Source organism: Streptomyces sp. NPDC046215 (assembly GCF_040646215.1).
Lineage (GTDB): Bacteria > Actinomycetota > Actinomycetes > Streptomycetales > Streptomycetaceae > Streptomyces > Streptomyces stramineus.
In genome coordinates this window covers 13,521-40,141 of the sequence record NZ_JBEYZW010000015.1, presented here as the reverse complement: position 1 = coordinate 40,141, position 26,621 = coordinate 13,521, and the positions used below count along the sequence as shown (strand labels likewise).

Sequence of the window (26,621 nt, the reverse complement as noted above, 5' to 3'; positions counted from 1 at the left end):
ATGGGGGCGTGACCCGAGCATCCCTGGACAAGCAGCCGCACGAAGTCGCCGCGATGTTCGACGACGTGGCGGCGAAATACGACCTGACCAACGACGTGCTGTCGCTCGGCCAGGCCCGCCTGTGGCGCAAGGAGGTCGCCCGGGCCGTGAACGCCCGGCCGGGCGAGAAGGTGCTGGACCTGGCGGCCGGGACGGGCACCTCCTCGATGCCGTTCACCGCCGCCGGCGCGTACGTCGTGCCGTGCGACTTCTCCGTCGGCATGCTCAGCGAGGGCAAGAAGCGCCACCCGTGGCTGCCGCTCACCGCCGGTGACGCCACCCGGCTGCCGTTCGCGGACGATGTGTTCGACGCCGTCACCATCTCCTTCGGGCTGCGCAACGTGCAGGAGACCGACACCGCGCTGCGCGAGATGCTGCGGGTGACGAAGCCCGGCGGGCGCGTGGTGATCTGCGAGTTCAGCCAGCCGACCTGGGCGCCGTTCCGCACGGTCTACACCGAGTACCTGATGCGGGCCCTGCCGCCGGTCGCCCGGGTCGTCAGCAGCAGCCCGGATGCCTACGTCTACCTCGCCGAGTCGATCCGCGCCTGGCCCGACCAGCCGGCGCTCGCCGCCCGGCTCCAGGGGGCCGGCTGGGCGAAGGTCGCCTGGCGCAACCTCACCGGCGGGGTCGTCGCGCTGCACCGGGGCGTCAAGCTTCCCGGCTGACGCCCGGGGCGGGTTGGTCAGTTGACATGGGCAGGGCGCGTTCAATCGCTACGATCAAGGGCCGCCCCCGCCGCACGTCACGCCTGACCCCGGAGCATTTCCATGCCCTTGTCCTGCCCTGCCTGTGACACCCCGTTCGCCCCGGAAGCCCGCTTCTGCATGAAGTGCGGCCGGGAACGAGCGGCACAGGCCGCGGTCCCGGCGGCCGCACCGCCCGCTCCCGCCGCACCTCCCGCCCCCGGTGCCCCACCGGCCCTGCCACCCCTGCCCGGCAGCCCGCCGCCACCGTCGTACGCGCCCCCGGGCGGGTACGGGCAGCCGTCGCCCGTGGGGCTGTTCCTGCGCCGGGCCCTCGGCGGCGGCTGGGCGGGCGCGGCCAGGGCGGTGCTGTGGCCGACGGCCCTGCTGCTCGTCCTCGCGCTCTTCGTGTCGGTGCCGTCGGCCCCCGACGACTACGACCAGGCGGGGCTCTCCGACTGGGGCTCCCGCTTCCAGGCCGCGATCACCCTGCTGCTCCAGGGGCTCGGCGCCACCCTGGAGGTGGAGACGCGGCAGGGCGGCGGGTTCGTCTCGCTGTTCCTCCGCGGCAAGGGCTCGGTGTCCGTCTGGCCCCTGACGGTGACCCTGCTGTGGGCGGCGGCCGTGGCCGTCGGCGCGCGCGGGCTGCGCCGCACCCGGCCGGCGGGCGCGGGCGGCGGTGCGGAGGAGACGCTGCGGATCGCGCTGCTGAGCGCGGGGACCGTGCTGGTGCTCGGTCTGCTCGGGAAGCCGGACCTCGACGGCATCGAGGTCTCCACCACCCCCGGCCTCGCGGCGCTGTGCGCGGGCGCGCTGGCGGGTGCGGTGAGCGGATCGGTGCTGTGCCGCGAGGAGCTCACCGCCCGGCTGGGCGAGGGCGCGCGGATGGCCGTGCGGGCGTGGGGCACGGCTCTGCGGGCGCTGGGTCTGGCGGTGGCGCTGTGCGCGGTCGTCGTGTTCGTCGTCCTCGCCTCGCACCAGGACGAGGTGGGCGGCACGACCGTGCTGGCCTCGCTGCTGGTGCTGGTCAACCTGGCGCTGATGGCGATCGGCGTGAGCTGGGGCGCCGGGGTGAAGGGGTCGTCCAGCGAGCACGGCAGCCAGGACGACGGGACGTTCGGGCTCTCCGAGCTCGGTGAGGCGGCGGGCGACTGGGCGCAGGTGGGCGCGGTGGTCCTGGGCCTGGCGTGTGCGCTGCTCCTCGCGGTCGTGGCGGCCCGCCGCTCGGCCGACCGGCGGGAACACGTGCTGGCCGGCGGGTTCTTCTTCGCCGCGCTGTGGCTGCTGTCGCTCGTGTCCGGTGGCGGGTTCGAAATGTCGGCGGGCACGCGGTTCGGCTTCGGCGGTTCGCGTTCCGCTGACGCCGAGGTCGGCACGGACTCCGCCGAGCTGCTGCTGTTCGGGCTGCTGTGGACGGCGGGCGCGGTGCTCGTGGCATCCTTCCTGGACCGTACGGGCCGGGGCGCCGGGACGCCGTCCGGCGGGCCGGGAGGGGGGAGCCCCTTCGCGCCGGGCGCGCCGTTCGGGGCGCAGCCGATGCCTTCGGCGCCTCCGGTGCCGCCGACTGCCGCGCCCGCCCCTGCTGCCCCTGCCGCTCCTGCCGCCCCGCCGGCTCAGTTCGTTCAGCCCGCGCCGGTGGTCCCCGCGCGGCAGTCCGTCCCGGCTCCCGCCCCGGCCACCGACGCCTTCGGCTTCCCGCACGCCGCACCGGACCGCCGCCGGCGCACCCTGCGCTGGGTGGCCGTCGGCGCGGCCGCCTTCCTCGTGGGCGGTGCCGCCGCCGGTGGGGTGCTGCTGACCCAGGGCAAGGACGGCAAGAAGCACGGCAAGGAGGACCAAGCCGTCGCCAAGGACGACAAGCCCGTGGTCACCGGCCCGTCCCAGGGCCCGGCGCCCTCGCCGAGCCCCTTCGGCTCGCCGTCCGCGTCGCCGTCCGCGTCCGCGTCGTCCGAGCCGTCCGGGTCGGCCTCTCCGGTGCCGTCGGGTTCGGCCTCCGCGCCCGCGGGCTACGCCCTGCGCACCGACCCGCTCGGCTTCACCTTCGCGGTGCCGGACGGCTGGAACCGCGAGGCGAAGGGCAGCATGCAGACCGATTTCACGGCGCCCACGGGTGGCGCGTACCTCAGGGTCGGGATGGTGGTGAAGAGCCCGCAGTCCGCGTACGCGCACTTCGAGGAGCTGGAGAAGGGCCTGAAGGACCGCAACCCCACCTTCAAGCGGGTGTCCCTCACCAAGAACACCTTCCAGGGGCAGCCGGGCGCCCGCTGGGAGTTCACCTGGACCGAGCGGGACACCGGCCGCACCATGCACGCCGTCGACCAGGCGTACGTGAACGAGGCGGGCACCGAGTACGCGGTGTACTTCCAGTCGCGCGACGACCAGTGGTCCGGTAGCCGGACGGTGTTCGACACCGCCGTGTCCACCTGGTCGGTCATCCCCGTCGACTTCGGGTGAGCGGGCACTGACGGAGGGGCGGTGCGCGGCAGAGGGCGACCCTTATCTCCCGGCTGCGACCGCCCCCATAGACTTCTCACGTCCGGTGCCCGGCCTGGCCGGCGCACGCACACAGCCGAGCTTCGGGAGTCCCCACCGTGACCGAGTCCCCTACCGAACACAGCGCAGATGTGATCGTCGTCGGGGCCGGCCCGGCGGGCTCCGCGACCGCCTACCACCTGGCGAAGTCCGGCCTCGACGTCCTGCTGCTGGAGAAGACGGCGTTCCCGCGCGAGAAGGTGTGCGGTGACGGGCTGACCCCCCGCGCCACCAAGCAGCTCATCTCCATGGGCATCGACATCTCCGAGGAAGCGGGCTGGCTGCGCAACAAGGGCCTGCGCATCATCGGCGGCGGCGTCCGCCTCCAGCTCGACTGGCCGGACCTGGCGTCCTTCCCCGACTACGGCCTGGTCCGCAAGCGGGACGACTTCGACGAGCAGCTCGCCCGGAACGCGGAGAAGGCCGGCGCCCGGCTGTACGAGCGCTGCAACGTCGGCGCCCCGGTCATCGACGACCGCACGGGCCGGATCACCGGCGTCCACGCCAAGCTCGGCGAGGACAAGACCCCGGTCACCTTCCACGCCCCGCTCGTCGTCGCCGCCGACGGCAACTCCACGCGCCTGTCCCTGGCCATGGGTCTGCACCGGCGCGACGACCGCCCGATGGGCGTGGCCGTGCGGACGTACTTCACCTCCCCGCGCCACGAGGACGACTACCTGGAGTCGTGGCTGGAGCTGTGGGACCGGCGCGGCCCGCAGGACCGGCTGCTCCCCGGCTACGGCTGGATCTTCGGCATGGGCGACGGGACGAGCAACGTCGGGCTCGGCGTCCTCAACACGTCCGACTCCTTCAAGGAGCTGGACTGGCGCGAGGTCCTCAAGGCGTGGTGCGCGTCCATGCCGGAGGAGTGGGGCTACACCCCGGAGAACATGACCGGCCCGATCCGCGGCGCCGCCCTGCCGATGGCCTTCAACCGCCAGCCGCACTACACGCGCGGCCTGCTGCTGGTGGGCGACGCGGGCGGCCTGGTCAACCCGTTCAACGGCGAGGGCATCGCGTACGCCATGGAGTCCGGGCAGATCGCCGCGGACGTCATCGTCCAGGCCCACGGCCGCGCCTCGTACGCCCAGCGCGAGCTGGCCCTCCAGCGCTACCCCAAGGTCCTCAAGGACACCTACGGCGGCTACTACACGCTCGGCCGGGCCTTCGTGAAGCTCATCGGCAACCCGAAGATCATGCGGCTGGCCGCCGAGCGGGGCCTGACGCACCCGCTGCTGATGAAGTTCACGCTGAAGATGCTGGCGAACCTGACGGACCCGACGGGCGGCGACGCGATGGATCGCATCATCAACGGGCTGAGCAAGGTGGCGCCGCGCTCGTGACGTCGAGAGCCGCCCGGCGGGCGGTGTTGTGTCGTTGCGCTCCAAGCCTCACACCGGCACCGTCCGGGACGTGTGCGACGCGGGCAGCCGGCGTGAGAGGGACGTGCAGTGGCCGCAGTAGACCGTGCCGAGCGGGTGCCGCCCGGCACGGCTTGCACCGGCGGCGGAGACGTCCGGCCACAGCCTCAGCGCAGCGCGCACGCCGCTCTCCAGGCGCCGCCCCGTGCAGCGGCGGGCCGGGCCGTCCTCCGCCGAGGTCGGGCGTCGGTCAGGCGGTTCGGTCGCGCCAGATGTCGAGAACGGCCTGGACGGCGCTGGAGACCTGGTTCTGCTGGGTGCGGCCGGCCCATAGGTGCGCGTCGTGCTCGGTGAGCTTGACCGTCTCGCCGGTCTCGGTGACGGCGGCGGTGAAGTTGAACTGGCGGGTCGCGCGTCCACTGCCGGAGCGGTAGTCGAAGTGGCCGAGGTAGTCGCCGACGGCGGCGACGGTCAACCCGGTCTCTTCGGCGACCTCGCGCCGCAGGGCCTCGGTCAGGCTCTCACCGCGGTCGACGCCGCCGGAGGGGAGCTCCCACAGGCCACCGAGGTAGTCGTCGGCCGGGCGGTGCAGCAGCAGTACCTTTCCGGCCTCGTCCGTGATGACGGCGCCGACGACGGTCTTGACGATGCCGTCGCGTGCGGCGGCGCGGGTGAGATCTTCGAGGAGGGCGGTGTCGACGGGTCGCATCACAGGAGGTCCTCGTGGTGGGCGGCGACTTTGACGATGGCCTGGGTGTAGGCGTCGGCGAGGGGGACGTCCTCGTCCAGGTGCCAGACGGGAAGCTTGAGGGTCGTTGTGTACACGTGCTCGGCACCGGGGAAGTCCCCCGGTGCGGGGTTCCGGCGCTCAGCGTAGCCGGGCAGCAGGGCTCCGGGGTTCTGGAACAGCGGATGGGTGGCGAGCGGGCGGGTGGAGCCGGGTTGGTCCGCCTCGGTGGCGCCTTCGGCGTGGACGGCGTCGAAGAACCGCTGGAGCGGGAGCCCGCCGAGCTCGGCCGGCTCGTAGCGCAGTGGCAGCGCGTACCAGGACGGCCCGGCCGAGGCGGAGACGCGCGGCATGCGGACACCGGGCACCTCGTCCAAGGCCGCGCACATCCGGGCCGCGGTGGCCTGGCGCCCGGCGAGATAGCCGTCCAGGCGGGGCAATTGGGCATGGGCGAGGGCGGCGGCGAGGGGGTGGATGCGCAGTTTGAGGCCCATGCCGGTGACGGCGTAGCGCGCGAGCGGGTGGTTGGCGGGGATCTCGCGGCGGCACCGCTTGTTGTACTGGCCGTGCAACAGGACCCGGAAGTACAGTTCGCTGTCGTCCGTGGCCACGAAGCCGCCTTCGCCGGCGGACAGCGGCTTGGGCCCGTTGAGACTGAACGCTGCGGCGGCCCCGAAGGTACCGGCGCGTTTGCTGTTCCAGGTCGCGCCGTGGGCGTGGGAGCCGTCCTCCAGCAGCATCAGGTTGTGCGCGTCAGTAAAGGAGACGAGGGCGTCCATGTCCTCGGGCATCCCCCACAGGTGCACAGCGACCATGGCCTTTGTGCGGGCGGTGATGCGGCGGGCGGCGTCGTCGAGGTCGAGCTGTCCTGACTCGTCCACGTCGGCGAGGACGGCGTGGGCGCCGAGGTGGAACAGCGGGGTGGCCGTCGCATGGAAGGTGAGCGCCGGGACGATCACCTCGTCGCCCGGGCCGATCCCGGCCGCCGCGTACATCGAGTGCAGTGCGGCCGTCCCCGTGCAGGTGGTCACGACGTGCTGCACACCGAGGTACGAGGCGAGCGCGCCCTCCAGCTCGGCCACGACGCCAGAGCGGTCCGGGATCGAGACGGCCGCCTCCAGTTGGGCGGCCACTGCCTCGCGGTCGGGTTCGGCGATGGGCGGCCAGGTGAAATGCGGGCCGGGGGTGGTGATGGCGGGTTCACCGCCGAGCAGGGCGAGCGGGGAGTCGTTCATGTCAGAAACTCCTTCGGATCGGCAGGAAGGCTGGTGGCCTTGGAGGCGTAGGCGGCGGCCAGGAACGCGGCATGCGGCAGGTGCACGGCCGGACCTGAGGGGTTGGGGCTGGTGCCGTTCAGGACGCGGCAGAAGCGGTCGATCTGTGCGGTGGGCGCGCACGGCCAGGCCGGTTCGCGCAGCAGCGACTCGACCACCCGCCCGGCCGCATCGAGGCGGCGCACGGCGCCGCGCTCGATGACGACGGTGCCGTGCGGCCCGGTGATGGCCAGGCGCTCGGTCTTGGGACCTGCGGAGCGGGAGACCAGCAGCGACCCGTACAAGCCGGAGTCGTATGCGAGGTGGACCATGGCGGTGTCCTCGGCGTCGTAGTCGGCGTCCGGTGCGGCGGCGGCCGAGGTGTCGGCGAGCAGCCGGTCGGGCAGGCCGAGATACCAGATCAGCAGGTCGATCAGGTGGTAGCCCATGTCTGTCAGGCACCCGCCCCCGGCGAGCTCGGTCTGGCCGCGCCAGCCGGAGGCCGGGTCGGGGCAGTGGAAGGTGTACCGGCCTTCGATCAGGTACGGGGTGCCGATTTGTTCCAGCAGCCCGGCGGCGGCCGCGTAGAGGGGGTGGAGGCGGCGCTGGACGGTGACCATCAGTTCGATGCCCGTCTTCTCACACAGGGCGGCCAGTTCGGCGGCCTCGTGCGGGTTGGTGGCGAACGGCTTTTCCTTCATCACGTGCACCCCCGCCCGGGCACATGTCTCGATGACGTGCCGGCCGGCGTGGTGCGGCACCGCGGCGACGACGAAGTCCGGCCGCACCTCGCCCAGCAGGCGCCCGAGGTCGGTGAAGCCGGGCACTTGCCACTTGCCGGACTGGACAGCCGCGCGCTGCGGGTCTATATCGCACACGGCGGCGAGCTCGGCGAGCCGGCATTCGGCCAGCGCGGGAAGGTGTTCTGCCTGGGACTGGTCGCCGAGTCCTACTACGGCGGCCCTCTTCAGTGCGCTCATCGCTCACATCTCTTCGAAGGCGAGGCGGCGGTCCGCCGTCTGCGGGCCACCTGCCCTTCGAGGAGACCGCGGCCCGCCGAGCGGGCGGCAGGGCCGCTGCCGGGGCACGCAAAGCCGCTTGCATCCGGCGCAAGGCCTCTGCCCCAGCCCGGCGGACACCGCTACGGTGAGGGGCTGCGCGCCTCTCGGATACGAGCGGGGACGGTATGGATACGGTCAGAGCACGGCCGACGGCGGACGGTGGCTCCGGCGGGCTGGTCCGCCGCACGCGCAAGGAACAGCGGCTGACGCTGGCCCAGCTCGGGGCAATGACCGGCTACTCCGCCGCCCAGGTCTCCCGGTACGAGCGCGGCATCTCGCCGCTGACAGATATGACGGTGCTGCGGCGCTTCGCCGACGCGCTCTCCATCGCGCCCCAGGCGCTCGGCCTGACTCCCCGGCCCGACGTCCGGCACGGGCAGGTGGTCGGGCCGACCACCGCCTACCCGCGCCTCCCCGGCCCTAGGCTGGTGGGTACGACTCGGGAGGACGGTGAGGGTGGGGTGCGGCGCAGGCAGTTGCTGGCGAACCTCGCGGTCACCGCCGCCGCAGCCGTCGGCACCCCCATCCTGCCGGGCGGCGGGACGCCGGTGAGCGAGGCCGCGCTCGGCGAGGTGCTCGTCGGCCGCGTCCGCGACGCGATGCTCGGCTTCCACACCGGCATCACTGTCCCGCCCACGGCCGTTGTGCATACCGACCTCGCGCGCGCCCTGGCCGACTTCCACACCTGCCGCTACGGCAGCCTCGCCGTACGCCTGCCCCGGCTCATCCAGGCCGGCCACGCGAGCGATGACGGAGGCACACTGCTGGCCCAGAGCTATCTGCTGGCCACCCGCATGCTGATCAAGCTCGACGAGCAGCAGCTCGGCTGGATGGCCGCCGACCGCGCCCGCCAGAGCGCCCAAGCAGCCGGTGACGTCCTCCTGGTCGCCGAAGCCGCCCGCCAGCTCGCCGTCCTCGCCCGTAAAGCGCAGTGGCACGAGCAGGCCATGTCCCTCGCTCTCACCGCCGCCGACCATCCCAGCCTGCACGGCGGCGGTCCGAACCACGCAGCCGAGCGCGGCCTGCTGATCCAGTCCGCCGCCTACACCGCCGCCCGGGCCGGCGACGCCGCCGGGATGCGGGAACTGACCGACGAGGCCGCCGCCATTGCCAAGGAACTCGGCGGCACGCTGCTGCGCGACCACGGCGGCGGCTTCAGCCCCACCACCGTCCAGCTCCACCGCATCTCCGCCGAGAACTCCGCAGGCGACCCCTCCGCCGCGCTCGCCGCCGCGAAGTCCGTCGCACCGGGGAGCCTGCCGAGCACAGAACGCCGGGCCCGCTACTACACCGACATCGCCACCGCCTGCGCGCGCTGGAACCGCCGCGAGGCATGCATCCGCGCACTGCTGGCCGCCGAACACCATGCCCCCGAGGAAACCCACGCCCGACCCGCGGTCAAATCTCTGGTCTCCGGGTTGCTGGTCTCCGGGCGGACCACCACCGAACTCCGCGGACTCGCAGCCCGTGTCGGCGTCCTCACCTGACCGCCGGGCTGACGGCGTCCCGCTCGGCGCTGCCGCATGGCGACCGCGCATACCCGCCTCCGGCCCCGGCCAGGGCATGATCGTGGGCTGAGCAAGGTGGCGCCGCGCTCGTAACGTCGAGAGCCACCCGGCCCGCCGGGCCTTTCGGGGACCGGCGGGGCGGCCGTGGACTTCACGCGCAGGCGCCCGTTTGTGCGAGCCGGGTGAGGTGGTCGCTCCCGAGGCGCTGCCGCAGTTCGGCGGGTTCTACGAACGCGAAGGCGAGGATGCCCCCTGGCTGCGCAACAACGGCCATCGGGTTTCCCTCTCGGCGGGCCGCGTCATCAGATCAGGCGGTCAAGCCTGTCCGTCTTGACGCCTTCGAAGAGCAGCGCGAGTCGTTCGCGGGTGCTGCTGAGGACGAGCGCGGGTCGTTCGCTCTCCCGGATGTGAACGGATTCAGCCCCGGAGCGTATCTCCACACAGTTGTTCCCGCCTCCGCCGCAAAAAGATGACTTCTGCCAAGCGGTTTCCTGCATTTTCGGCCCCTTCGTAGACTTTGCGCGATTTCTCGAACGGTGTCTCGTGACCGTTTTGACGTCAGCGTACTTCTCTCCATGGCGGAGAGGAGGTCTCGATAAGCGGCGAGCGACGTTCGGGCACTCCGACAAGGCGAGCAGATGCCCAAGTCGCTTGCGAGCCAAGGCCGCCCTACCACCGAAGCGCATCCGTAGCGCAGCCTTTGTGAGCGCCGCACGCAGTGCGTGATCCATACGTCCCGCACCGGTGCCGCCGGTGACGGGGCCGGCGGCGTCCTCGGCGAGCACGCCGTCGATCTGCGTCACCCACGTCGTGTTCTGGTAGGTGAGGCGCAGCCATTCCACAGCGGACACATCGTCACGGCGTGCGGGGGTCCACACCGTGACGCCCGGCGGGTCACTCGGCCGGTAGACCGCGCGCCCGAGGAACGTGTCACGGGGAACGGTCTCGGCGGCGTGGCGCAGCTCCGGGTCGTGCAACAGCCCTCACCGACGAGCTGCTCGACGAGGCGGCGCCGCAGGACGGCGAAGGTTTCAGCGGTCATGGGGGTGCGCCCTTTATGCCGCGAGACGGTCGAACTCTCCCGCTTTCACTTGACGGAGGAGCGCGGTAAGGTCGCCTCGACCGAGCCTTGCCACGGTGTTCGGGTGGTCACTCTCGCGCATCAAGATCTGGCCACCCTGGTTGGCAACTTCCACGCACTGTCCCTGCGCCTCGGAGAACGAAGACTTCTGCCACTGAACGCTTGCGGTCGTTCTGTTCTCTTCGACCGCGTGACCGCTCGCGTCGAGGGTCAAGCGTGTGCTGCCCCATAGCTGCACAGGAACGGCCATCGGTTCTTCCTCTCCGGTCGACGGTCACTTGCCTTGAGTTGCATACGGTGCGCTTGCCTCGGCTCGACCACAAGACCACGCCGGGGTGACGGGCCGCGCGGGCCCTACGCGCACGCGCCCGCTTGTGCGAGCAGAGTCAGGTGGTCGCTGCGGAGGCGGCGCCGGAGTTCCGTGGGCTCTGCGAAGGTGAAGGCCAGGATCTTCGGCACGGCCACCTCGGGGAGGGAGATGCGGTTGATCTCCTCGGCGCTCAGCGTTCCGCACGGGTAGAGGACGAGCCACCCCCTGCGGGGGTCGTCCGGGATCTTGGTGCTCAGGCCCCACGAGGTTCTGCGGTCCGGCCGCAACGGCAGCCGGAGCGCGTGCCGCAGGTGGTACGCGACGGCGTCGGCTGCGGATTCCCCCGGGACGACGGATCCGCCGGGCAGGACCCAGGTGTGACTGTCGCGGACTTTCAGAAGGAGGGTTCGGCCCGCGTCGTCGGTGACGTGCGCGAGGGCGACTGTGGGACGAAAGGGCCTGGTCTGCGTCGCCGTTGCTGTCTTCATCGGCCTCGCGCACTCCTCAAGTGGTGAGCGGGGCGACGCCGCCGCGTTCTCCTGGAGCGGGAAGACGGGCGGCGCCGCGCGGGCTCCCCCGGCCGTAACCGCTGTGCGGGCAGGGGGAGTTACGTCGCCGATGCGGGCCCACCTGCATCGGCGACGCAGAGCGAAGGTAGCGCTCGCCGGCGCAGGACGGCAAGGGTGCTACGGGGCAACCTTGCCTACTGCTCTATGACAAAACCCCCTACCGCTCCGGGAAGGGGGCCTGCTCAGCAGGGCAGATGGGGCGTCAGGTTGCGATACGGTCGAACTCTCCCGCCTTCACTCGAAGGAGGAACGTGGCAAGGTTGCCTCGACTGGGTTCTGCCACGACGTTCGGGTAGTCGCTCTCCCGCATCAAGATCCGGTCGCCCCGGTCGGCGAGTTCTATGCAATCCTCTCCTCCGCCTCCGGAGAAGGAAGACTTTTTCCACTGGATGCGTGCGCTCATTCTGTGCTCTCTCACAGGTCTCGGGCGATATGGCGAATGAATTGCTTCGATTCCTCGGCGTCGAGCGCGGCCCGCTCGGTGATATCGATCAGTTCCCGATAGCGCTGGAGTTCCGTCTCGGAGCTCAGGAAGCGCCCACCGAACGGCATGTCGATGCGCACGGTGTCCAGCTGAGGAACCGGCGCACCTGCGTAAAGAACGGGATGCGTGACTTCGATGAAGTCCTCGCTCGTGAAGGGGATTACTCGAACGGTTACGCGGGGGCGGCTCGCGACATCCATCACATGCTCAAGCTGTGCCCGGGCGGTCTTGCGGCCACCGAAGCGCATCCGCAAGGCGGATTCATGGATGATGGCGTCCACGGGCGCTGAATCCTCAGCAGCCATGACCTGTTGCCGTCGCATCCGGTATTCGACACGCGTTTCGATCTCGTCCGCCGGAAGCTTCAAATGCACCGCACTGAACAGGGCGCGGGCGTACTCCTCCGTCTGGAACAGACCGGGGATGGTGACGCTTTGCACCGACCTGATCGATACAGCGTGGTGTTCCATCTCGGCCACATCAAGGAATCCGGGCGCGAGAATGCCGCGGTACTCGTCCCACCAGAATTGCCCACGATGCTCTCGCGCCATGGCGCACAGCGCGTCGATGAGAGCTTCGTCGGTGCACATGTAGAAGACCGCGAGCCGACGGATGCGCGCCTCGCTGACGCCGATCCGACCGGACTCAATGTTGCTGATCTTGGCTTGGTCGGTCGAGAGTAGTCCGGCGGCCTCGCGCGCAGTCTTGCCGGCGCGCTCCCGCAGCCTGCGCAACTCCATGCCCAGTCGCGCTTGGCGAGCTGTCGGGTTGTCTCTGGGTGGCATGGGTTCCTTCCCTGGTCCGGTGCGAGTGTCCTGCTAACCGTGTCACGCGTCCACCTCGGGCCACCAGGATGGTGAGCACCCTTGCTCCGGAGCAAGCTTGCCACTACCGTCCTCGACGTACCGAACCGCACGCCGGGAAGACCCGAAGTGCAGCCACCTGCATGCCCGTTGGGGCATCCCGGGAGGTGGTCGAGCCACGGACGGCGGTGCGGTACGGCGTCAACGAACCGTGTTGGGAGACAACATGAGTCCAGCCACGCTCGACCCCCTTGCCGGGGCAACCGATGGCTCCGCACACGTCCTCGCCGGTGTCCTGGTGATGACACTCGGCGTCCTCGGACTGTTCTTACTGGTGACGTGGTGGGCCTTACCGAGCCCTCGGCAGTCGGTCACGCCACCTCCCCTCGACGCCCCCGGAACCCGGTTCCGGTGCTGGTGTCACAGCGAACCGGCCGAGGTGCTGGTGGTCCCACGGGGATCGGTCGTGCGGCTCCCGTCCGGCCGGCACGCGAAGCCCTCGCGGCGGGCCACTCTGCGCTACCGCCTGCGCGCAGCGACGTCCGCGGAGGCCCGGGAGGGCGGCATACGTCCCACACCGGTGCCGGCCTGAGTGGCGCACCCGGGCGGTGACACCGGCAGGCCCCGGCGCCGCCACGGGCCGGGGCCTGCCGCGCCCACGCCGATCCGATGCGACCCAACCCGCCCCGCGCAGCGGCCGGCGCAGCGGCCACGCTTCACCCGTTCGTGCGGCATCCGCCCCGCTTTACGGGCAGATGTCCCTGGGCAGCATCCGGATGGTCCGGTTCCGATCGGCTCCGGCACCGCTTCCTGTACGACATCGAAGGGGTTGGGCTCGTGGCGCACGTAAAGAGACACCCGCACAGAGGCACGGCCCGCAGGGCCGCCCCGCTCGCCGCCGTGGCGCTGGCGCTGCTGCTCCCGGCCACCGCCCTCGCGGCACAGGCGCCCGCGCCCGCGGCCCGCGCCGCCGCCACCGACTGCACCCTCAACGGCGTCCCCCAGCCGGGCCCGGACATCATCGGCACCAACGCGGACGACACGATCGTGTGCTCGTCCCTCGACGCGGGGCACACCGTCGAAGCGCTCGGGGGAGCGGACACCATCACGCTCACCGGGGGCATCGACGGCAACGTCCGCGGCGGCGACGGCGGCGACCGCATCACGCTCGCCGGGAACAGCGCGTCCGTCGGCCCGATGGGCTCGATCGACGGTCAGTTCGGCGACGACACCATCACCATCGAGGCCCTGGTGCTCGGCGCCGTCCGCGGTGGCCAGCACAACGACACCGTTCACTTCGTCAACGGCTCCAGCATGGCGAGCCGCACGCTCGTCCGCGGGGCCCGGGGGCACGACAACCTGACCTTCGACGACGAGGTCGAGGTCTCGGGCACGGTCGAGGGCGCCGAGGAGGACGACGTGATCAGGGTCTTCGGCACCGTCACCCAGAACGGCGAAGTCCTCGGCGGCACCGGTGACGACGACGTCCACGTCCACAACAACCAGGGCGCCGTGGACGCCCGGCCGGGGGAGAACGACCGCTGCGTCGTCGACATGGGCAGGCCCTGCCTGCGCTGAGCACGGCGAAGGGCCGCCGTCCCGAGCGGGGGGAGCGGCGGCCCTTCGGCGAAACCCTGGGAGGGCGGGCGTCACATGACGCGCACGGCACCCGTGGGCGGGGAGTAGCTGAGGTCGCGCTCGACGACACCGGTGCTGGGGTTCTGCGCGCCGATGAACTTGCCGCCGCCGATGTAGACGCCGACGTGGTGCGCGCTGCCCGCGGCGCCCCAGTAGAGGATGTCCCCGACCTGGAGGTTGCCGAGGCCGACCTGCGTGCCGGCCGTCGACTGGTCCTGGGAGACGCGCGGGAGGCTGATCCCGATCTGGTTGTACGCCGACATGACCAGACCCGAGCAGTCGAACGAGGACGGGCCCGTGGAGCCCATCACGTACGCCTTGCCGACCTGCGCCCGGAGGTAGTCCACCAGGGTGGCGGAGCTGCCCGTGGCGGACGACTTCTTCGCGGACGAACCGGCGGAGGAGCCGGAGCCGTCGGAGTCGTCGGCGGAGGCGGACTTGGTGCCGAGCGCCGAGCGCTCGGAGGTGCGGGAGGCGCGGGCCTGCTCGGCGTCGCGCTTCTCCTGGGCCTCGGCGGCCTTCTTCTCCGCCTCGGCCTTGCGGTCGGCCTCTTCCTTCGCCTTCTTGGCGTCGGTCTTGGCCTTGCCCGCGGCGTCGTCCTGCTGGGCGCGGACCTGGTAGTCGAAGGCGGTCTGCTGCGTGGCCGCAGCGCTCTGCGCGATGGAGGTGGCGAGCGTGGCGTTGACCGCCGGCATCTCCAGGGTCGACTCGGTGGGCTTCTCGGCGGCGGTGGCGGAACCGGCGCCGGCCACGGCCAGCGTGCTCAGGACGCCACCGGCGACACCAGTGCGGACGACCCACGACTGGGTGGCCGTGCGACGGGGCTTCCGGTGGCTGGTTATCTGCGCGTTCGGGGACATGGAACAACGGACTATCAGTACGCACAGGTTGAGTTCAATAAAAGTGACCTGCGCCACAATTGGCATGTGCGCGCCTATATTTCGGACATTTGATCACGGTGGAGTCACGGAGTCCGGAAGGGCGGCGCGGGTCAACAGGCGCCTCAGCACGGCGTTTGACGGCGCGGGGAAGATCGATGATCGCTCTATCACCTTTGCAGCTCGCGTGTCGAGGCTACCCAGTGAAGACGCCTTCCGAACCTCTTGTCGCGTGGCGCACCTCACGCCCCACCGACCCCCGCCGGGCGCTCGTGAACCGGATCGCGAGCCGGTGATCAAGGGGGCGGCCGACGGGGTTCCGGGACGGGCGGGGCGGTGCCGCACGGAGGCCCGGCCGACGGTCGGCGCGCGACCGGCCGGGTGCCCCCGCTGACTGATGTCGCCTCAGTGGGTGGCTTTGCTTTATCAGTTGACGACTCCGCGCGCCAATTTGCATGCATGATGCACCGCTTGATAGTGCCGCACGCTCCCCATCGGCGCCGGAGCCCGGAAATGTCACCTCTGGTGATCACTCGACCGCTTCGCGTATGAAGATCGCCGCTCATCCGACTTGATGATCCTTCGTCAGGTGGTGAAGATCACAAACGCGAGCCCGTACCCCGTGTCGCAGATCACAGACCGACGGGCATAGGATGCAGGCGACCCGGGCTTGTGAACTGCCTCACATATAGGTGATCTTCGCGGAGGATCGCCCGATCTCCTCCGGGGCGGTGAGCCCGCCGGGGTCCGGTCAGCCAGCAGTCAGCGTCGACTGGAAGGAGCGAGGAGCGGTGAACGCCTACGCGCCCATCCTCGTACTGGGAGCCCTCGGGGCGGCCTTCGCGATCTTCTCCGTGGTCATGGCCTCGCTCATCGGCCCCAAGAGGTACAACCGCGCCAAGCTCGAAGCCTACGAATGCGGCATCGAGCCGACCCCGCAGCCGGCCGGCGGCGGGCGCTTCCCGATCAAGTACTACCTGACGGCGATGCTCTTCATCGTCTTCGACATCGAGATCGTCTTCCTCTACCCCTGGGCCGTCTCCTTCGACGCCCTGGGGCTGTTCGGGCTCGTGGAGATGCTCCTCTTCGTGCTCACCGTCTTCGTCGCCTACGCCTATGTCTGGCGCCGCGGCGGCCTGGAATGGGACTAGGGGGCCACACCACACCATGGGACTCGAAGAGAAGCTGCCCAGCGGCTTTGTGCTGACCACCGTCGAACAGGCCGCGGGGTGGGTGCGCAAGTCGTCCGTCTTCCCGGCCACGTTCGGCCTCGCCTGCTGCGCCATCGAGATGATGACCACCGGCGCCGGCCGCTACGACCTCGCCCGCTTCGGCATGGAGGTCTTCCGCGGCTCGCCGCGCCAGGCCGATCTGATGATCGTGGCCGGCCGGGTCAGCCAGAAGATGGCGCCCGTCCTGCGGCAGGTCTACGACCAGATGCCCAACCCCAAATGGGTCATCTCCATGGGCGTCTGCGCCTCCAGCGGCGGCATGTTCAACAACTACGCGATCGTTCAGGGCGTCGACCACATCGTGCCGGTCGACATCTATCTGCCCGGCTGCCCGCCGCGCCCCGAGATGCTGTTGGACGCCATCTTGAAGCTGCACCAGAAGATCCAGGGCGAGAAGCTCGGCGTGAACCGCGAGGAAGCCGCCCGCGAGGCCGAGCAGGCGGCACTCAAGGCCCTGCCGCTGATCGAGATGAAGGGTCTGCTGCGGTGAGCGAACCCAAGAGCGACCCGACAGGAAACGGCGTCAACCCCGACCAGGAGAGCGCCGCCCAGCAGCTCCCGGGCCAGCGCGGCGACCAGGGCGAGGCCATCCGCGTCCAGCGCGGCATGTTCGGCGCCCGCAACGGCGGCGACACCTCCGGCTACGGCGGCCTCGTCCGCACCGTGCGGCTGCCCGGCAGCACCTCCCGCCCGTACGGCGGCTGGTTCGACGAGGTCGCGGACGAACTCGAAGGCGCCCTGGAGGAACAGGGCCTCCTCCCGGAGAACGCCGTCGAGAAGACCGTCGTCGACCGCGGCGAGCTCACCTTCCACATCGCCCGCGAGCACCTGCCGCGCGTCGCCCGGACCCTGCGCGACGACCCCGCGCTGCGCTTCGAGCTCTGCACGGGCGTCAGCGGCGTCCACTTCCCCGAGGACAAGGGGCGCGAGCTGCACGCCGTCTACCACCTGCGCTCGATCACCCACAACCGGCTGATCCGGCTGGAGGTCGGCGTCCCCGACAGCGACCCGCACCTGCCCTCGATCGTCGGCGTCTACCCCACCAACGACTGGCACGAGCGCGAGACGTACGACTTCTTCGGCCTCGTCTTCGACGGCCACCCGGCGCTCACGCGGATCATGATGCCGGACGACTGGCAGGGCTTCCCGCAGCGCAAGGACTACCCCCTCGGCGGCATCCCCGTCGAGTACAAGGGCGCCCGGATCCCGGCTCCGGACCAGCGGAGGTCGTACAGCTGATGAGCACATCCCACGCGAGCGCGCGCGACACCACCGAAGGGACGGTCTACACCGTCACCGGCGGTGACTGGGACGAGATCGCCGCGGCGGCCGGACAGGCCGACGACGAGCGGATCATCGTCAACATGGGCCCCCAGCACCCCTCCACCCACGGGGTGCTCCGGCTCATCCTGGAGATCGACGGCGAGACCGTCACCGAGGCCCGCTGCGGCATCGGCTACCTCCACACCGGCATCGAGAAGAACCTCGAATTCCGCAACTGGACGCAGGGCACCACCTTCGTCACGCGCATGGACTACCTCACCTCGTTCTACAACGAGACGGCCTACTGCCTGGGCGTGGAGAAGCTCCTCGGCATCGAGGACCACATCCCCGACCGGGCCACCACCGTCCGCGTGATGCTGATGGAGCTGAACCGTCTCTCCTCCCACCTGGTGGCCATCGCCACCGGAGGCATGGAGCTCGGCGCCACCACGATCATGATCTACGGCTTCCGGGACCGCGAGATGATCCTGGACCTCTACGAACTGATCACCGGGCTGCGGATGAACCACGCGTACATCCGGCCCGGCGGACTGGCCCAGGACCTGCCGCCCGGCGCGGTGGACGCCGTGCGCGAGTTCGTCAAGAAGATGCGCAAGAACCTCCCCGAGTACGACAAGCTCGCCACCGGCAACCCCATCTTCAAGGGCCGCATGCAGGACGTCGGCTACCTGGACCTCGCCGGCTGCCTGGCGCTCGGCGCGACCGGCCCGATCGTGCGCTCCGCCGGCCTCCCGCACGACCTGCGCAAGGCCCAGCCGTACTGCGGTTACGAGACCTACGACTTCGAGGTCCCGACCACCGACACCTGTGACGCGTACGGGCGCTTCCTCATCCGGCTGGAGGAGATGCGGCAGTCGCTGCGGATCGTCGAGCAGTGCCTGGACCGGTTGGCGCCCGGCCCGGTCATGGTGGCCGACAAGAAGATCGCCTGGCCCGCCCAGCTGGCCCTCGGCCCGGACGGGCTCGGCAACTCCCTCGACCACATCAAGAAGATCATGGGCACCTCGATGGAGGCCCTGATCCACCACTTCAAGCTGGTGACGGAAGGCTTCCGGGTACCGCCCGGGCAGGCGTACGTGGCGGTGGAATCCCCCAAGGGCGAGCTCGGCGTGCACGTCGTCAGCGACGGCGGCACCCGCCCCTACCGGGTCCACTTCCGGGACCCCTCCTTCACCAATCTCCAGGCCATGGCGGCGATGTGCGAGGGCGGCCAGGTGGCCGACGTCATCGTCGCCGTCGCGTCCATCGACCCCGTGATGGGAGGCGTCGACCGGTGAGTGCCGCATCGAGCAGTCAAGGGGTGCAGCTGGGGATGCCGCAGCTCCCCGCCCCCGACTACCCCGCCGAGGTCCGCGCCCGGCTCGACGCGGACGCCGAGGAGGTGATCGCCCGCTACCCCGACAGCCGCAGCGCCCTGCTGCCGCTGCTGCACCTCGTACAGGCCGAGGAGGGGTACGTCACCCGCACCGGCATCCGCTTCTGCGCCGAGGTCCTGGGCCTCACCACCGCCGAGGTGACCGCCGTGTCGACCTTCTACACCATGTACCGGCGCGAGGCCGGCGGCGATTACCAGGTCGGGGTGTGCACCAACACCCTGTGCGCGGTGATGGGCGGCGACGCCATCTTCGAGGCCCTGCGCGCGCACCTCGCCGTCGGCAACGGCGGGACGACCGAGGACGGCAAGGTCACCCTCGAACACATCGAGTGCAACGCCGCCTGCGACTTCGCGCCCGTCGTGATGGTCAACTGGGAGTTCTTCGACAACCAGACCGTCGAGAGCGCTAAGGCCCTCGTCGACGACCTGCGCGCCGGGCGCACCGCCGAGCCGACGCGCGGCGCGCCCCTGTGCACCTACCGGGAGACGGCCCGCATCCTCGCCGGCTTCCCCGACCAGCGGCCGGGGGCGGTCGAGGCGAGCGGCGGCGCCGGGCCCGCGTCCCTGGCGGGGCTGCGGCTGGCCAAGGGCGAGCGCGGGCCCGCCCGCGTCGGACCGCCGCGCGGCGCGCCGCCCCCCGGCGGGCCGGTCTCCGCGCCGGACCCCGCGCGGCACCCGAGCTCGCACGACGCACCGCAGAAGACATCGGCCTCGGACCCCGACTTCCCCGCCGGGCCGGTAGCCGAGGAGGGGGAGGAATGACCGTGGCACCCGCGAACGGTGGCACCTCCCAGCCGGAGGTGGGGGGCGGCACCGGCCCCGAGAAGCTCCTGTCACCCGTGCTGAGCGCGTTCTGGGACGACGAGCGGTCCTGGACGCTGGAGACCTACCGGCGGCACGACGGGTACGAGGGGCTGCGCAAGGCCCTCGCGATGAGCCCGGACGACGTCATCGGCTTCGTCAAGGACGCGGGCCTGCGCGGCCGCGGCGGCGCAGGCTTCCCGACGGGCATGAAGTGGCAGTTCATCCCGCAGGGCGACAACAAACCGCACTACCTCGTCGTCAACGCCGACGAGTCGGAGCCGGGCACCTGCAAGGACATCCCGCTGCTCTTCGCCAACCCGCACGCGCTCATCGAGGGCATGGTGATCGCCTGTCACGCGATCCGCTCGCAGCACGCCTTCATCTACCTGCGCGGTGAGACCGTGCCCGTGCTGCGGCGGCTGCACGAGGCCGTGCGCGAGGCGTACGCGGCGGGCTACCTCGGCCGGAACATCCTCGGCAGCGGACTCGACCTCGACATCACCGTGCACGCCGGGGCGGGCGCCTACATCTGCGGCGAGGAGACCGCCCTCCTCGACTCGCTCGAAGGGCGCCGCGGCCAGCCCCGGCTGAGGCCGCCCTTCCCCGCCGTCGCGGGCCTGTACGCCTGCCCCACTGTCGTGAACAACGTGGAGTCCATCGCCTCGGTTCCCGCGATCCTCCACCGCGGCAAGGACTGGTTCCGCTCGATGGGCAGCGAGAAGTCCCCGGGCTTCACGCTCTACTCCCTCAGCGGGCACGTCGCGGGCCCCGGCCAGTACGAGGCGCCGCTCGGCATCACACTGCGCCAGCTGCTCGACATGAGCGGCGGCATGCGCCCCGGCCACCGGCTGAAGTTCTGGACCCCGGGCGGCTCGTCCACCCCCATGTTCACCGACGAGCACCTGGACGTGCCGCTCGACTACGAGGCCGTCGCCGCCGCCGGGTCGATGCTCGGCACCAAGGCCCTGCAGTGCTTCGACGAGACGACCTGCGTGGTGCGGGCCGTCACCCGCTGGACGGAGTTCTACGCGCACGAGTCCTGCGGCAAGTGCACCCCCTGCCGCGAAGGCACCTACTGGCTCGTCCAGTTGCTCCGCGACATCGAGGCCGGCAAGGGCCGCCGGTCCGACATCGACAAGCTCGCCGACATCGCCGACAACATCAACGGCAAGTCCTTCTGCGCCCTGGGCGACGGCGCCGCCGCCCCGATCTTCTCCTCGCTGAAGTACTTCCGCGCGGAGTACGAGCAGCACGTCACGGGCAAGGGCTGCCCCTTCGACCCCGCCGCGTCGACCCTGTGGGCCGACGGTCCCCGGCACTCCCCCCTGGAGGCGAACGCATGACCGTCACCACGTCCGCCCCTTCCGGAGGGGGCGAGGTGGCTCCGCCGGAGGACCTCGTCTCCGTCTCGATCGACGGCATCGCGATCTCCGTCCCCAAGGGGACGCTCGTCATCCGCGCCGCCGAGCTGCTGGGCATCGAGATCCCGCGCTTCTGCGACCACCCGCTCCTGGACCCGGCCGGCGCCTGCCGGCAGTGCATCGTCGAGGTCGAGGGCCAGCGCAAGCCGATGGCGTCCTGCACGATCACCTGCACGGACGGCATGGTCGTGCGGACCCAGCTGACCTCGCCCGTCGCCGAGAAGGCCCAGCGCGGGGTGATGGAGCTGCTGCTCATCAACCACCCGCTCGACTGCCCGGTCTGCGACAAGGGCGGCGAGTGCCCGCTGCAGAACCAGGCGATGTCCGCCGGGCAGGCCGACTCCCGCTTCGAGGGCGCCAAACGGACCTTCGAGAAGCCCGTGCCGATCTCCGCACAGGTACTGCTCGACCGCGAGCGGTGCGTGCTGTGCGCGCGCTGCACCCGCTTCTCCCAGCAGATCGCGGGCGACCCGATGATCGAACTGCTGGAGCGCGGCGCGCTCCAGCAGGTGGGCACCGGTGAGGGCGACCCCTTCGAGTCCTACTTCTCCGGCAACACCATCCAGATCTGCCCGGTCGGCGCGCTGACCTCCGCGGCGTACCGGTTCCGCTCCCGGCCCTTCGACCTCGTCTCCTCGCCGTCGGTGTGCGAACACTGCGCGGGCGGCTGCGCGACGCGCACGGACCACCGGCGCGGCAAGGTGCTGCGCAGGCTGGCCGCGGACGACCCCGAGGTCAACGAGGAATGGGTGTGCGACAAGGGCCGCTTCGGCTTCCGCTACGCCCAGCGCCCGGACCGGCTCACCACCCCGCTCGTCCGCAGCGCCGAGGGGTCCCTGGAGCCGGCGAGCTGGCCGGAGGCGCTGGAGGCCGCGGCCCGCGGGCTGGCCGCGGCGCGCGGCCGGGCCGGGGTCCTCACCGGCGGGCGGCTGACCGTCGAGGACGCCTACGCCTACGCCAAGTTCGCACGGGTGGCGCTCGACACCCACGACATCGACTTCCGGGCCCGCGTGCACAGCGGCGAGGAGGCCGACTTCCTCGCCGCCCGTGTCGCCGGGCGCGGCCGGGACCTCGACGGCACCGGGGTGACGTACACGGCGCTGGAGAAGGCGCCCGCGGTGCTGCTCGCCGGGATCGAGGCCGAGGAGGAAGCGCCCGGGGTGTTCCTGCGGCTGCGCAAGGCGCACCGCAAGCACGGGCAGCGCACGTTCGCCCTCGCCACCCACGCCACCCGCGGCCTGGCGAAGGCGGGCGGCACGCTGCTGCCCGCCGCGCCCGGCACCGAGACCGAGTGGCTGCGGGCCCTCGCGGACTCCATGGGACTGGACCCGGCCGGGCAGGCCGCGGCCGAGGCGCTGCGCGCCGAGGGCGCGGTCATCGTCGTCGGCGAGCGCCTGGCGGGCGTGCCCGGTGCCCTGACCGCCGCGCTGGCCGCGGCCACCGCCACCGGGGCGGCCCTGGTGTGGATCCCGCGCCGGGCGGGGGAGCGGGGAGCGCTGGAGGCCGGGGCCCTGCCCGGGCTGCTGCCCGGCGGCCGGCCCGCCACCGACCCGCGGGCCCGGGAGGAGACGGCCGCCGCCTGGGGCGTCGCCGAACTGCCGCGCGCCACGGGCCGGGACACCGGCCAGATCGTCGAGGCCGCGGCCAGTGGCGAGCTGGGCGCCCTGCTCGTGGCCGGGGTGGACCTCGCGGACCTGCCCGACCCGGCCCGCGCGCGCGCCGCGCTGGACTCCATCGGGTTCCTCGTCAGCCTGGAACAGCGGCCCGGCGAGGTGACCCGGCGGGCGGACGTGGTGCTGCCGGTGGCGGCCGTCGCGGAGAAAGCGGGCACGTTCCTCAACTGGGAGGGACGGGCCCGCCCCTTCGAGGCGGCGATCCGGCCCGACCAGCTCACGCGCCACCACGTCCCCGCGGACGCCCGGGTGCTGCACATGCTGGCCGACGCCATGGAGATCGACCTCGCCCTGCCGGACACCGACGCCGTCCGGGCCGAGCTGCACCGGCTCGGCTCCTGGTCCGGCACCTTCGCCGCCGACCCGGTGGAGGGCGTGCGCACCCAGCCGTCGCCCGGTGCCGGGGAGGCCGTCCTCGCGGGCCACCGGCTGCTGCTCGACCAGGGGCGGCTCCAGGAGGGTGACGAGGCGCTGGCCGGCACCCGGCACGCCGCCGTGGCCCGGCTCTCCGCGGCGACCGCGGCGGAGACGGGCGTGCGGGACGGCGAGGCGCTGGCCGTGACCGGGCCCGCCGGCACGGTCCGGCTGCCCCTGCTGATCACCCCCATGCCGGACCGGGTGGTGTGGCTCCCCCTGAACTCCACGGGCGGGGGCGTCGCCACCGACACGGGCGCCCGGCCGGGAGAGCTCGTGACGATCGGCGCCGCCGGGGACGCGGGCGCCGGAACCGAGTCGCCGGAGGTGCGATCGTGAGTGCGGTGGCGGGGTGGGAGCCGGGCTCCCTCCATCAACTGGCCGCCGGGGACCTGTCGCTGTTCGGCCGGGACCCGTGGTGGCTGGTGGTCGTCAAGGCGGTGTTCTGCTTCGCGTTCGTGATGCTGACCGTGCTGTTCTCCATCGTGTGGGAACGCAAGGTCGTCGCGTGGATGCAGCTGCGCATCGGCCCCAACCGGCACGGGCCCTGGGGCATGCTCCAGTCCCTCGCCGACGGCATCAAGCTGATGCTGAAAGAGGATGTGATCGTCAAGCGCGCCGACAAGGCGGTCTACCTCCTGGCCCCGGTCGTCGCGGCGATCCCGGCGTTCATGGCGATCGCCGTGATCCCCTTCGGCCCGGCCGGCAACGAGATCTCCATCTTCGGCCAGCGCACCACGATGCAGCTGACGGACCTGCCGATCGCGGTGCTGTACATCCTGGCCACCGCGTCGATCGGCATCTACGGCATCGTCCTGGCGGGCTGGTCCTCCGGCTCGACGTACCCGCTGCTCGGCGGGTTGCGCTCCTGCGCGCAGATGATCTCCTACGAGATCGCGATGGGCGTGTCGTTCGCCGCGGTCTTCCTTTACTCCGGGTCGATGTCGACGTCGGCGATCGTGGACGCGCAGCAGGGCCGGTGGTACGCGCTGCTGCTGCCCGTCTCCTTCATCATCTACATCGTGGCGATGGTCGGGGAGACCAACCGGGCGCCGTTCGACCTGCCGGAGTCCGAGGGCGACCTGGTGGGCGGCTTCAACACCGAGTACTCCTCCATCAAGTTCGCGATGTTCATGCTGGCCGAGTACGTCAACATGGTCACGGTCTCGGCGGTCGCGGTGACGCTGTTCCTGGGCGGCTGGCGGGCCCCGTACCCGATCTCGGCGTTCTGGGAGGGCGCGAACCACGGCTGGTGGCCGATGCTGTGGTTCGTCGTCAAGCTCCAGCTGCTGCTGTTCTTCTTCATCTGGCTGCGCGGCACGCTGCCGCGCCTGCGCTACGACCAGTTCATGAAGCTGGGGTGGAAGGTCCTCATCCCGGTCTCGATGGTGTGGCTGATGCTCGTCGCGGCCGTCCGGGCGCTGCGGAACGAGAACTACGACTTCCAGCAGATCGTGCTGTACGTCGGCGGCGGTGTCGTCGCGGTGCTGCTGCTTTCGTTCGTCGCCGACATCTTCCGTGACCGCGGCGCGGCGGCCGAGGAGAGCGAAGGACGGGCCCCGGACGGGGCGTTCGACCCGATGGCGGGCGGATTCCCCGTGCCGCCGCTGCCCGGCCAGACCCTGCCCCCCGTGCCGCGCCGGCCGTCCCGCCACGACCGGGAGCTCATTGTCAGTGGTGGCACGGATACTCTCAGTGACGGCCCTCGCAAGGGAAAGGAGGCCGGTGGTGCCTGACTTCGAGAATCCCGTGGCCGGCTTCGGCGTGACCTTCAAGGCCATGTTCAAGAAACGGCTGACCGAGCAGTACCCCGAGGAGAAGAAGCACACGGCGCCCCGCTTCCACGGCCGCCACCAGCTCAACCGTCACCCGGACGGGCTGGAGAAGTGCATCGGCTGCGAGCTGTGCGCGTGGGCCTGCCCGGCGGACGCCATCTACGTGGAGGGCGCGGACAACACCCCGGAGGAGCGCTATTCCCCCGGCGAGCGCTACGGCCGCGTCTACCAGATCAACTACCTGCGCTGCATCCTGTGCGGCCTGTGCGTCGAGGCGTGCCCCACCCGGGCGCTGACGATGACCAATGAGTACGAGCTGGCCGACTCCAGCCGGGAAGCGCTCATCTACACCAAGGAAGAGCTGCTCTCGGGCCTGGAGGAGGGCATGGTCGACAGCCCGCACGCGATCTTCCCGGGGATGACGGAGAAGGACTACTACCGGGGCCTGGTGACGGAGGCCGCGCCGGGCACGGAGCGGCAGGTCGCCCGCGCCAAGGGCGAGAAGCCCGAGCAGGAGCAGCGGACGGGGCCCGAGCCCACCGCGTCCGCCGGCTTCCGCGAGGCGGGACGGACGGGGGAGCAGGCATGACCGGTCCGATCGCCGCCGCGTACACCACCTCCACCGGCGAGGCCGTGCAGTTCTGGCTGCTGGGGACCGTCGCCGTGATCGGGGCCCTGGCCACGATCCTGATGAAGAAGTCCGTGCACAGCGCCCTGTCGCTCGCCGGCACCATGATCGTCCTGGCGGTCTTCTACCTCGCCAACGGCGCCTATTTCCTCGGCGTCGTCCAGATCGTCGTCTACACCGGCGCGATCATGATGCTCTTCCTCTTCGTCGTCATGCTCGTCGGCGTCACCGCGGCGGACTCCCTCAAGGAGACCCTCAAGGGCCAGCGTTGGCTCGCCGGGCTGTGCGTGCTGGGCTTCGGCATCCTGCTCATCGCCGGCATCGCCAACGCCTCGCTGAAGGACTTCAACGGGCTCGGCCAGGCCAACGCCGGCGGGAACGTGGAGGGTCTCGCGGCCCTCATCTTCACCAAGTACGTCTTCGCCTTCGAGATCACCGGCGCCCTGCTGATCACCGCGGCCGTGGGGGCGATGGTCCTCACCCACCGCGAGCGCACCTCGCCGGCCGCCGGCCAGCGCGAGCTGTCCGAGGCGCGCGTGCGCTCCGGCGCGCAGGTGCCGCCGCTGCCCGCACCCGGTGTCTACGCCCGGCACAACGCCGTCGACATCCCCGGTCTGCTGCCGGACGGCACCCCGTCCGAGCTCACCGTCAACCCCACGCTGCGGGCCCGGGGCCAGATCCGTGACGTGTCGGCCGAGGCGCTCGGCGAGCTGGCGGCGCTGGAGCAGCGCTCGCAGGACTGGGCCGAGCGCGGGCGCACCGAGGACTCCAAGGGGGCCGGCAAGTGAACCCGGTCAATTACCTCTATCTGGCGGCCCTGTTGTTCACCATCGGGGCCACCGGCGTGCTCATCCGGCGGAACGCGATCGTCGTCTTCATGTGCGTCGAGCTGATGCTGAACGCCTGCAATCTCGCGTTCGTCACCTTCTCCCGGCTGCACGGCAATCTGGACGGCCAGATCATCGCGTTCTTCACGATGGTCGTGGCCGCGGCCGAAGTCGTGGTCGGCCTCGCGATCATCGTGACGATCTTCCGCTCCCGCCACTCGGCCTCGGTCGACGACGCGAGCCTGCTGAAGCTGTAAG

At 71.2% G+C, this 26,621-nt stretch carries 26 protein-coding genes; 16 read left to right on the top strand and 10 right to left on the bottom strand.

Features of this window, described 5'->3' with window-relative positions; genetic code table 11:
• The first annotated feature begins 8 nt into the window (after positions 1-8).
• The 3 genes from ABZ951_RS09400 to ABZ951_RS09390 all read left to right on the top strand — a co-directional run bounded on the left by ABZ951_RS09400 (position 9) and on the right by ABZ951_RS09390 (position 4,600).
• Positions 9-707, top strand: coding sequence for a demethylmenaquinone methyltransferase (locus tag ABZ951_RS09400; RefSeq protein WP_344087291.1), 699 nt, complete (start codon positions 9-11; stop codon positions 705-707).
• 102 nt (positions 708-809) lie between these two features.
• Positions 810-3,179: a hypothetical protein gene (locus ABZ951_RS09395; protein WP_344087294.1), complete on the top strand. Its 2,370-nt coding sequence runs from the start codon at positions 810-812 to the stop codon at positions 3,177-3,179.
• 137 nt (positions 3,180-3,316) lie between these two features.
• Entirely contained in the window at positions 3,317-4,600 is a 1,284-nt protein-coding gene (locus ABZ951_RS09390) for a geranylgeranyl reductase family protein (RefSeq protein ID WP_344087297.1), read from the top strand.
• Between the two features lie 268 nt (positions 4,601-4,868).
• Here ABZ951_RS09390 and ABZ951_RS09385 read toward each other — a convergent pair whose 3' ends face one another.
• Genes ABZ951_RS09385 through ABZ951_RS09375 form a run of 3 tightly spaced genes read right to left on the bottom strand, consistent with a single transcriptional unit; the run spans position 4,869 to position 7,578 of the window.
• Positions 4,869-5,327 (bottom strand): NUDIX domain-containing protein, encoded by a 459-nt coding sequence (locus ABZ951_RS09385; RefSeq protein ID WP_344087300.1) that lies wholly within the window; start codon positions 5,325-5,327, stop codon positions 4,869-4,871.
• Positions 5,327-6,580 (bottom strand): aminotransferase class I/II-fold pyridoxal phosphate-dependent enzyme, encoded by a 1,254-nt coding sequence (locus ABZ951_RS09380; RefSeq protein ID WP_344087303.1) that lies wholly within the window; start codon positions 6,578-6,580, stop codon positions 5,327-5,329. Before ABZ951_RS09380 ends, ABZ951_RS09385 begins: the two co-directional genes overlap by 1 nt.
• Positions 6,577-7,578, bottom strand: a complete 1,002-nt coding sequence (locus ABZ951_RS09375) for a Gfo/Idh/MocA family oxidoreductase (protein WP_344087306.1) — start codon at positions 7,576-7,578, stop codon at positions 6,577-6,579. The genes ABZ951_RS09380 and ABZ951_RS09375 overlap by 4 nt, the downstream gene beginning before the upstream one ends.
• Before the next feature lie 206 nt (positions 7,579-7,784).
• Between ABZ951_RS09375 and ABZ951_RS09370 the strand changes: the two genes are divergently transcribed.
• The gene (locus ABZ951_RS09370) at positions 7,785-9,146 is read left to right on the top strand and encodes a helix-turn-helix transcriptional regulator (protein WP_344087309.1); all 1,362 of its coding nucleotides are present in this window, start codon (positions 7,785-7,787) and stop codon (positions 9,144-9,146) included.
• Positions 9,147-9,318: 172 nt separating this feature from the next.
• Here ABZ951_RS09370 and ABZ951_RS09365 read toward each other — a convergent pair whose 3' ends face one another.
• The 6 genes from ABZ951_RS09365 to ABZ951_RS09340 form a co-directional block, all read right to left on the bottom strand.
• Positions 9,319-9,441: a hypothetical protein gene (locus tag ABZ951_RS09365; RefSeq protein WP_344087312.1), complete on the bottom strand. Its 123-nt coding sequence runs from the start codon at positions 9,439-9,441 to the stop codon at positions 9,319-9,321.
• Positions 9,442-9,469: 28 nt separating this feature from the next.
• Positions 9,470-10,144, bottom strand: a complete 675-nt coding sequence (locus tag ABZ951_RS09360; RefSeq protein WP_344087315.1) for a DUF397 domain-containing protein — start codon at positions 10,142-10,144, stop codon at positions 9,470-9,472.
• Between the two features lie 78 nt (positions 10,145-10,222).
• Positions 10,223-10,498, bottom strand: coding sequence for a DUF397 domain-containing protein (locus tag ABZ951_RS09355; protein ID WP_344087318.1), 276 nt, complete (start codon positions 10,496-10,498; stop codon positions 10,223-10,225).
• Between the two features lie 104 nt (positions 10,499-10,602).
• Positions 10,603-11,046 carry an NUDIX domain-containing protein gene (locus ABZ951_RS09350; RefSeq protein WP_344087321.1) on the bottom strand — a complete coding sequence of 148 codons (444 nt, stop codon included), beginning with the start codon at positions 11,044-11,046 and terminating at the stop codon, positions 10,603-10,605.
• Between the two features lie 283 nt (positions 11,047-11,329).
• A complete protein-coding gene (locus ABZ951_RS09345) occupies positions 11,330-11,530 on the bottom strand; it encodes a DUF397 domain-containing protein (protein WP_344087324.1) in 201 nt (66 codons plus the stop codon).
• A gap of 11 nt (positions 11,531-11,541) precedes the next feature.
• Entirely contained in the window at positions 11,542-12,396 is an 855-nt protein-coding gene (locus tag ABZ951_RS09340) for a helix-turn-helix transcriptional regulator (RefSeq protein WP_344087327.1), read from the bottom strand.
• Positions 12,397-13,251: 855 nt separating this feature from the next.
• Here ABZ951_RS09340 and ABZ951_RS09335 point away from each other — a divergent pair.
• Complete coding sequence (locus ABZ951_RS09335; RefSeq protein ID WP_344087330.1) at positions 13,252-13,992, top strand: hypothetical protein; 741 nt, start codon at positions 13,252-13,254, stop codon at positions 13,990-13,992.
• A gap of 71 nt (positions 13,993-14,063) precedes the next feature.
• Here the strand turns inward: ABZ951_RS09335 and ABZ951_RS09330 are convergent, their stop codons facing one another.
• Positions 14,064-14,912 carry a C40 family peptidase gene (locus ABZ951_RS09330; protein ID WP_344087333.1) on the bottom strand — a complete coding sequence of 283 codons (849 nt, stop codon included), beginning with the start codon at positions 14,910-14,912 and terminating at the stop codon, positions 14,064-14,066.
• An 809-nt stretch (positions 14,913-15,721) separates the two neighbouring features.
• On the opposite strand from ABZ951_RS09330, the gene ABZ951_RS09325 reads away from it, so the two are divergent.
• From ABZ951_RS09325 to nuoK, 11 genes are read left to right on the top strand one after another with little or no spacing between them, the layout of a single operon-like run.
• On the top strand, positions 15,722-16,081 hold the full coding sequence (locus ABZ951_RS09325) for an NADH-quinone oxidoreductase subunit A (RefSeq protein WP_344087336.1): 360 nt from the start codon (positions 15,722-15,724) through the stop codon (positions 16,079-16,081).
• A gap of 16 nt (positions 16,082-16,097) precedes the next feature.
• A complete protein-coding gene (locus tag ABZ951_RS09320) occupies positions 16,098-16,652 on the top strand; it encodes an NADH-quinone oxidoreductase subunit B family protein (RefSeq protein ID WP_344087339.1) in 555 nt (184 codons plus the stop codon).
• The gene (locus ABZ951_RS09315; protein ID WP_344087342.1) at positions 16,649-17,401 is read left to right on the top strand and encodes an NADH-quinone oxidoreductase subunit C; all 753 of its coding nucleotides are present in this window, start codon (positions 16,649-16,651) and stop codon (positions 17,399-17,401) included. The genes ABZ951_RS09320 and ABZ951_RS09315 overlap by 4 nt, the downstream gene beginning before the upstream one ends.
• A complete protein-coding gene (locus tag ABZ951_RS09310; RefSeq protein ID WP_344087345.1) occupies positions 17,401-18,723 on the top strand; it encodes an NADH-quinone oxidoreductase subunit D in 1,323 nt (440 codons plus the stop codon). The genes ABZ951_RS09315 and ABZ951_RS09310 overlap by 1 nt, the downstream gene beginning before the upstream one ends.
• Positions 18,720-19,583, top strand: coding sequence for an NADH-quinone oxidoreductase subunit NuoE (gene nuoE, locus ABZ951_RS09305; RefSeq protein WP_344087348.1), 864 nt, complete (start codon positions 18,720-18,722; stop codon positions 19,581-19,583). Before ABZ951_RS09310 ends, nuoE begins: the two co-directional genes overlap by 4 nt.
• Positions 19,580-20,968, top strand: coding sequence for an NADH-quinone oxidoreductase subunit NuoF (gene nuoF / locus ABZ951_RS09300; RefSeq protein ID WP_344087350.1), 1,389 nt, complete (start codon positions 19,580-19,582; stop codon positions 20,966-20,968). The genes nuoE and nuoF overlap by 4 nt, the downstream gene beginning before the upstream one ends.
• On the top strand, positions 20,965-23,472 hold the full coding sequence (locus ABZ951_RS09295; protein WP_361279540.1) for an NADH-quinone oxidoreductase subunit G: 2,508 nt from the start codon (positions 20,965-20,967) through the stop codon (positions 23,470-23,472). The genes nuoF and ABZ951_RS09295 overlap by 4 nt, the downstream gene beginning before the upstream one ends.
• Entirely contained in the window at positions 23,469-24,869 is a 1,401-nt protein-coding gene (gene nuoH / locus ABZ951_RS09290) for an NADH-quinone oxidoreductase subunit NuoH (protein ID WP_344087356.1), read from the top strand. The genes ABZ951_RS09295 and nuoH overlap by 4 nt, the downstream gene beginning before the upstream one ends.
• Positions 24,862-25,497, top strand: coding sequence for an NADH-quinone oxidoreductase subunit NuoI (nuoI, locus tag ABZ951_RS09285; protein ID WP_344087359.1), 636 nt, complete (start codon positions 24,862-24,864; stop codon positions 25,495-25,497). Before nuoH ends, nuoI begins: the two co-directional genes overlap by 8 nt.
• A complete protein-coding gene (locus tag ABZ951_RS09280; protein ID WP_344087362.1) occupies positions 25,494-26,324 on the top strand; it encodes an NADH-quinone oxidoreductase subunit J in 831 nt (276 codons plus the stop codon). The genes nuoI and ABZ951_RS09280 overlap by 4 nt, the downstream gene beginning before the upstream one ends.
• Positions 26,321-26,620 carry an NADH-quinone oxidoreductase subunit NuoK gene (gene nuoK / locus ABZ951_RS09275; RefSeq protein ID WP_344087365.1) on the top strand — a complete coding sequence of 100 codons (300 nt, stop codon included), beginning with the start codon at positions 26,321-26,323 and terminating at the stop codon, positions 26,618-26,620. The genes ABZ951_RS09280 and nuoK overlap by 4 nt, the downstream gene beginning before the upstream one ends.
• The last annotated feature ends 1 nt before the right edge of the window (position 26,621 follow it).

Bases quoted from the DNA above. Each gene is read 5' to 3' on its own strand.
- ABZ951_RS09395 (WP_344087294.1), top strand. From the start codon at position 810: ATGCCCTTGTCCTGCCCTGCCTGTGACACCCCGTTCGCCCCGGAAGCC.
- ABZ951_RS09295 (WP_361279540.1), top strand. From the start codon at position 20,965: ATGACCGTCACCACGTCCGCCCCTTCCGGAGGGGGCGAGGTGGCTCCG.
- ABZ951_RS09355 (WP_344087318.1), bottom strand. From the start codon at position 10,498: ATGGCCGTTCCTGTGCAGCTATGGGGCAGCACACGCTTGACCCTCGAC.
- ABZ951_RS09330 (WP_344087333.1), bottom strand. From the start codon at position 14,912: ATGTCCCCGAACGCGCAGATAACCAGCCACCGGAAGCCCCGTCGCACG.
- ABZ951_RS09380 (WP_344087303.1), bottom strand. From the start codon at position 6,580: ATGAACGACTCCCCGCTCGCCCTGCTCGGCGGTGAACCCGCCATCACC.
- ABZ951_RS09370 (WP_344087309.1), top strand. From the start codon at position 7,785: ATGGATACGGTCAGAGCACGGCCGACGGCGGACGGTGGCTCCGGCGGG.
- nuoF (WP_344087350.1), top strand. From the start codon at position 19,580: ATGACCGTGGCACCCGCGAACGGTGGCACCTCCCAGCCGGAGGTGGGG.
- ABZ951_RS09310 (WP_344087345.1), top strand. From the start codon at position 17,401: ATGAGCACATCCCACGCGAGCGCGCGCGACACCACCGAAGGGACGGTC.
- ABZ951_RS09365 (WP_344087312.1), bottom strand. From the start codon at position 9,441: ATGGCCGTTGTTGCGCAGCCAGGGGGCATCCTCGCCTTCGCGTTCGTA.
- ABZ951_RS09280 (WP_344087362.1), top strand. From the start codon at position 25,494: ATGACCGGTCCGATCGCCGCCGCGTACACCACCTCCACCGGCGAGGCC.
- ABZ951_RS09385 (WP_344087300.1), bottom strand. From the start codon at position 5,327: ATGCGACCCGTCGACACCGCCCTCCTCGAAGATCTCACCCGCGCCGCC.
- ABZ951_RS09350 (WP_344087321.1), bottom strand. From the start codon at position 11,046: ATGAAGACAGCAACGGCGACGCAGACCAGGCCCTTTCGTCCCACAGTC.
- ABZ951_RS09375 (WP_344087306.1), bottom strand. From the start codon at position 7,578: ATGAGCGCACTGAAGAGGGCCGCCGTAGTAGGACTCGGCGACCAGTCC.
- ABZ951_RS09320 (WP_344087339.1), top strand. From the start codon at position 16,098: ATGGGACTCGAAGAGAAGCTGCCCAGCGGCTTTGTGCTGACCACCGTC.
- ABZ951_RS09340 (WP_344087327.1), bottom strand. From the start codon at position 12,396: ATGCCACCCAGAGACAACCCGACAGCTCGCCAAGCGCGACTGGGCATG.
- ABZ951_RS09345 (WP_344087324.1), bottom strand. From the start codon at position 11,530: ATGAGCGCACGCATCCAGTGGAAAAAGTCTTCCTTCTCCGGAGGCGGA.